We start from the raw sequence: 5,708 nt of genomic DNA, 5'->3' as shown, positions 1-5,708 counted from the left end.
TATTAAAATATCAAGCACTAGTGACACGCTAGTCATTGGTGAAAGCGCTCAACTTCATGTAACGATTAGCCCTAATGATGCAAGCAACAAAAAATTCTCATGGGAAGTTGATGATAAAGTAAGCATTAATCAATCAACAGGTGAAGTTACTGCCCTTAAAGCAGGTCTTTCCACTATTAGAGCTATTGCCCATAATGGCATTGTAGTCGATGAGTTTGAAATGCTTATTACCGATCCACATGCTGTTATTTTTAATAAGAAATCTTATAAAATGATACTGTCTGAAAAAACAGGGAGAGTTTGGTTAGACAGAAACTTAGGCGCATCTGAGGCTTGTAAAACTCTGACAGATTTGAATTGTTACGGTGATTATTATCAATGGGGCAGAGGCAAAGATGGGCATCAAGCCATGTTTCCGAGAAGAGTCGGAACATTGGCAAATAGCATTACACCTAATAATGCAAATTTTATAACTAACCCTGGCTCTGAAACAACTGACTGGGTGGCACATTCTGTTGATGATTCTGGTGACAGTAGAACGCTTGCTTGGAGCGATACAGGTGTGAACGATATTTGTCCAAAAGGTTATAGTGTGCCAACTTTTGAGGAATTAGATCATGAGTATCAGCGTTCAACTTATACGAAGTTAGGTTTTGAGAAGTTAGGTTCTGAAAAACATAATTCGGTATTTGATACATCTAATGGGAGTTTGCCATTAGCTGGCTTTCGTGATAATCGTGGAATAATAAGGCATATAAAAACAAATAGAGATAAAAGTTTTTATTGGACGAGATCTGTTGGTGATGACAATACCAAATCTATTGCATTGGCACTTAGTAATACCGATGTGCAGTTTTCCCTAGATATAGTGCGTACCAGAGGTCTTCAAGTGCGCTGTATAAAAGATGTTAGTGGTCCGCCTATTATCACGCCTAGTGTTAATAAATTACATGCTTACTTTGGTGTAAACATTACCCCAATTACATTTGTTAATTTTGGCGCCCCTGTCACTAGGTGGTCAATTGATGGGCTTCCTGCTGGATTAAAAATGAACTATACAACTGGAATAATTTCAGGTACGCCGATCAAGTTACAGCCAGAAACTCTCTATACTGTCACTGCTTCCAATGATTTTGGCGTAAGTTCAACAGTAATTCGTATAGCCGTAATGTCTGTTCCCGTGCCTGTTACCAGTATTCAATTAACACACAACACCAAGCGATTAAATGATAAAAATGTTCTTCAAATAGGCGAAGTCGTTCAGATTAGTGCTGGCTTTACCCCCAATAACGCCACTATTCAAAAGGTTTCGTGGTTGCTAAATTCTAAAAATGCAACTATTCACACTTCAAAAGAGGGCATCACAACACTTAAAGGCGTTAGTGAGGGCGCAGTAGTGTTGAGTGCAACTTCATTAGATGGGAGTAATGTTGTCTCTAGATTGACTATTCATGTTGTTGACAAGGCTATTGTTTTTAATGGTAGGACCTATAACACAGTTACCTCTCCAACAACAGGACGAGTTTGGCTAGATAGAAACTTAGATGCTGACAGAGTTTGTGGAAGCGCTATAGACCCAGTATGTTTTGGCGGTTTGTATCAGTTTGGGCGTTCTGCTGATGGACATCAGGAGCGTTCTAATGGTAATTCGGGTTTAGCAAGAACAGTGACCTCAAATCGTGCAAGTACAATAACCCCATCTAATGATACAATTTATGGAATATCTAGTTCGATTTATGACTGGACGAGTGCCGATACTAAAGGATATGTTCGCTCTAATAAGTTGGATTCTATTTGCCCAGTTGGTTTTTCTGTACCCACTATGCAGGAATTCAAGGATGAAAAAATAGGGCTTAAAGCTACTTTTGACAATTTTTTAAAATTACCTTTAGCAGGCAAACTAGATAGAGCGAATGGAAATATTACAAATACTCGTTCTTCTGGTCGGTATTGGACTAGCGCTCTCGTTTATGACCCTAAACCTGAATTTATAACTGTAACTTATCATCACTGGTATAACCTTTGGATAGCTACACATGACAGGATAGCTGTACAGATAGCACTTAGAGCAAATAGCTTGAGTTTTACCAATGCAAGAGACTCGGTTAGTTTTGAACAGGATCTTCCAAACCATGGTCTTAGTGTGCGTTGTATAAAATTTAAACCGGCCCCTCCCCTCCCAGATTGGATGATAGATTGGATAGCTCTGGGTAAAGTTATTCTTGGGATTCCTTAAAACATAATGAGAGACCTTTGCATAAATATGAATAATCATCAAAACGCCATTTTTCACCAACTTGACAATTTTATGAAACACAGTCATAGCTTTGCTATGACTATATTTCATAAAATCACCAAGTCGGCATTTTGCTAATCATCCCTACTTATGCAAAAGTCTCAATGAGTATAAAAATGCTTACTTTATAAGTCCTAAGACAGATATAAGCAGTTAATATGATAATTTTTTTTTGAAAATGGCGTAAACATAAAATACATTTTCATCCTTAAAAAATAATGGTATTTTTTTTAATTTAAAAAGAGTTTTTCAAAGAATACATGTTTGAAAAATATTTGGAGTACATATGAAACTAATAAAATTTAATTTTTTAACCCTAATTTTTAGTGCCCTAATAACATTGAATGTCGGTGCGGGGTCTTTGTGTACCCCAGATAATGATGAATTTGATGATCAAATAGCGAGTCAAGAAGGTACCAACCCAGAATTTGAGTTAGAAGACATTTACATTCCTTCAAAAGATGAATTGAATACTACTATTGCTGATAATATTGCCAACACTGCAGCAGAGACTTCTGAGGCTTTAGAAGAGCCAATAATGGATTCGGCTATATTGACTACAGAAGTAGCGCTAGAAGTTATCGGTGTTATTGGTATAGCTATAATAGCGGGAATGGCAATTTATCATATTATAGAAGTGTTTGATGACCCCGATTCAACAGCACTGGATAAAGTATTATCTTTTACTGATTTTATATTTAAGCCACTTGAAACGCTATTTCATTTGCCTACTCTGGGATCCACTCCAGAAGAAAAAGCACAGAGAAAAAGAGAGAGACTATATAAAGCTGAAATACAGGCTGTTAAAAATGCTAAACACTACCAAATCCCGGGAGGAGAGACTCGAAATTTGACTAAATTTGTGTCAGAAATTGAAAGCATCTTAGCCTCAGGAATGACCGATGTAGACAACTTAGAAAAAATTTATGCTCAACATGGACGGGATTTGTTTGCCGTTTATGCAAGGCAATACTTTTCATCTACTACAAAATTACAAAAATTATTGGCGACCATGTATTCAGCTCAATGGATGAAAGGTTCCCCAAAGTTTATTGCTTTAAATAATTTCCTCAATCACTCAATTAAAGGAATAACAGCTACGCCACCCAGTATTTTGTCCAGTTCAACACTTGAATTATGTAGTATTAATGCTGATAGCAACTATGCCATACCTTTTAAAGATATGAACCCTGGGAAAATAGAAGCCTGCTTAGGCGATATTTTTTATGACTACAAAACTCATTTTAGTGCTTATAAAATAGAAGATTTGATTACAATCAAATCGCCAGATACCCATAAATCAAAGCCCCCTTATACAGAAAGCGATAAAATGTACTCTTTTTCTGAGTTTTTAAATAGTTATGTGAAATCTTATAATCATTTTTTAAGTAATATTAAGATTACTTATGCCAATGATTTTTACAAACAAAGAAAAGAGGGGAGAGAGTCAATGTGTCATTCGATAAAAAATTCTGCAGAGAAATTTCTGAAAAAAGCAAAAAAATCTGCACAAAAATCAACAGAAAGAATGTTTAAAGAAAGATATAGACTTAATGAAAAATGGCAAAGTATGGATCCACTTTGTTGGGGTACGACTAGTATATATATAGGTCATCACACTGATGAAATAGTGCCTCTTTATATTTGTGCTGTTATTCCCTACCATCCAGAAAAAGATGAGGCTCTTATGGATGCCCTCGACGACATAGATGATTTAACCCCCTTAATAGATAGTCAAGTAGAAGAATGTCTTAGCGGGCAAAGCGACAGTTATGTAGAGTTTGCTAAATTCTTGAAGAACGAGCGTATTACGCCACTTCTTGATATATCAAATACTGCTCAGTCGTTTACCAGTATACTTCTTGGCGTTAAGTCAAACCTTTTGTTTTCTGTTAGGAAAAAGGCTAAAGCATTTAAGATGAGTAATAAGAAATAATTTTGATAGGGTGCCCTAGAAAACCTAGTGCGATTTAGGGGAATACATAAATTGTGTTGGGTTTTTTAGGGTGCTCTATAGATGTTAAGTTTGTTTAATTTATAATTGAAAAAAATGAAAATAATAAAATTGTATGCTTTGGGTTTGTTGCTGATCAGTAGTTTTAATGTGCTAGGAACTACTTGTAATATTATTGATTCCAACCACGAGCAACCCACCTATTCTATCAGTTCATCAGTTTTTTCGTATACACCTGAAAGTAATATTGCAACCTGTAAATGTAGATCAGGGTATGAGTTTAGCCCCTCTATCCCTACGGGAAAAATAGCAGACGGCACTAGTCGTAATATGTTTTTAGAACCATTTCCAAGTTTAGCAGAAAAAGACCCAGAATTTCGGTTGCAGTGCGTCATATCAAAAGACGACACAAAACTATCGGTAGCTGAATGGGTAATACCTGTTAGTGTGCTTTCTGTAGTGGCTATTGGTACACCGATTGGCTATTTTGTATTTAAAAGATTTAAAAGAGATCCATCGGGTAACACTTCAAATACAGGTACAATCGAAATGGATGAAGATGGATATCTTGCTCCCACTAACCCAAACACAGGAACAATTGAAACATCCATGGATGGTAGGTACCTGACGAATTTTGGAGCTAACAATTATATCACCCCTATTACCAATACAGACCCTCAGGTGGATTTAGATAATGTGACAATTGATTCAAGTTCTACAGACAGTGAATATTTTTCAGCGGACGACTCTGATTCAAGATATATAGATCAACCTGAACTAGAAGATCAAGTGGGAAGTGTTGAGGAGACTATTGGGGATGCTATTGAGGAAAGTCCTTATTCTGGAACCAGTGATAGACATCTTTACGCCAACATTAATGAACAGGATATGGTACCTGATAGTGAGATAGCTGGTGGGTCGGGGGATTTATCAAGTGCTACCGCCGATGCTAGAATAAGAACTGTATCCCCTGATGTAGAAGGAGAATATAATGAGATTGCAAATAATGTAAACGGTAAATGTAATATATTGTAAAAATAAGGTCATCTTTTGCGCACACTCACAATTTCTAGTAGACTCCAAGATAGTTATGTCAAACTATGGAGAATATAGATCCAAAGAAGATAAGGGTATATTGATACTTATCTATCAAGCATTTATCCATTTAATCCAATGAGAAGACCAATAACATTGCCACAAAAAATGTTTGATTATGATTTTAAATTACTATCTCAAACCGAAGCATACCCAAGAACAAGAATTAGATTATTAGCCTTATCTCACTTGCAAAATAATAAAAATTATAAACAAGTAGCAGAATACATGCAGGTAGATATCATACAAAATTCAAAAAACAACAATACTATAAATAGTGTATAATAATCATTTTTTTCACCAACAAAACAATGCCAAAAAGAATTCAACTACCTGATGATTTTTATAAACACGATTTTAAGC

3 protein-coding genes are annotated in these 5,708 nt (G+C 35.8%); all 3 read left to right on the top strand.

Features of this window, described 5'->3' with window-relative positions; translation table 11 throughout:
• A partial coding sequence (locus BBROOKSOX_RS12485; protein ID WP_180323935.1) for an Ig-like domain-containing protein occupies positions 1-2,236 on the top strand: 2,236 nt, incomplete at its 5' end.
• 346 nt (positions 2,237-2,582) lie between these two features.
• The gene (locus BBROOKSOX_RS08530; RefSeq protein WP_139661009.1) at positions 2,583-4,232 is read left to right on the top strand and encodes a hypothetical protein; all 1,650 of its coding nucleotides are present in this window, start codon (positions 2,583-2,585) and stop codon (positions 4,230-4,232) included.
• 168 nt (positions 4,233-4,400) lie between these two features.
• A complete protein-coding gene (locus BBROOKSOX_RS08525; protein WP_139661006.1) occupies positions 4,401-5,285 on the top strand; it encodes a hypothetical protein in 885 nt (294 codons plus the stop codon).
• The last annotated feature ends 423 nt before the right edge of the window (positions 5,286-5,708 follow it).

The organism is bacterium endosymbiont of Bathymodiolus sp. 5 South (assembly GCF_900128535.1).
In the GTDB taxonomy this organism is placed as follows: domain Bacteria; phylum Pseudomonadota; class Gammaproteobacteria; order PS1; family Pseudothioglobaceae; genus Thiodubiliella.
Note: the sequence above shows the minus strand (reverse complement) of the source record. Positions and strands in the feature narration are given on the sequence as shown.